This window comes from Aurantimonas sp. A2-1-M11 (genome assembly GCF_036549475.1).
Classification (GTDB): Bacteria; Pseudomonadota; Alphaproteobacteria; order Rhizobiales; family Rhizobiaceae; genus Aurantimonas.
Window position 1 is genome coordinate 1 of record NZ_JAZHLI010000220.1, and the last position, 700, is coordinate 700.

The 700-nt window shown below is 68.9% G+C and carries 1 protein-coding gene; it reads right to left on the reverse strand.

Annotated elements, in window-relative coordinates:
* Positions 1-700 (reverse strand): acyl-CoA dehydrogenase family protein (locus VQ042_RS25780; RefSeq protein WP_331823077.1); only part of this gene is annotated, 700 nt, incomplete at both ends.

The window sequence follows — 700 nt, forward strand, 5'->3', positions numbered from 1 at the left end:
GCCTTGCCGAGGATCAGCGCATGGACGTCGTGCGTGCCCTCGTAGGTGTTGACGGTCTCCAGGTTCTGGGCGTGGCGCATGACGTGGTACTCGCCCATGATGCCGTTGCCGCCATGCATGTCGCGGGCGGTGCGGGCGATGTCCAGCGCCTTGCCGCAATTGTTGCGCTTGACCAGGCTGATCATCTCCGGCGCCATCCGGCCCTCGTCGAACAGCCGGCCGACCCGCAGCGAGGCCTGCAGCCCCAGCGCGATCTCGGTCTGCATGTCGGCGAGCTTCTTCTGGATCAGCTGGGTCTGGGCCAGCGGCCGGCCGAACTGGGTGCGCTCCATGGTGTAGTCGCGGGCGCGCTTCCAGCAATCCTCGGCGGCGCCCATCGCCCCCCAGGAAATGCCGTAGCGGGCCCGGTTGAGGCAGCCGAAGGGGCCGCGCAGGCCCGACACGTTGGGCAGCAGCGCGTCCTCGGGCACCTCGACCCCGTCCATGACGATCTCGCCGGTGACCGAGGCGCGCAGCGACAGCTTGCCCTCGATCCTGGGCGCCGACAGGCCCTTCATGCCCTTGTCCAGGATGAAGCCGCGGATCTTGCCGTCATGGGCGGCCGACTTCGCCCAGACGACGAAGACGTCGGCGATCGGCGAGTTGGAGATCCACATCTTGGCGCCCGACAGGCGGTAGCCGCCGTCGATCCTCTCGGCCC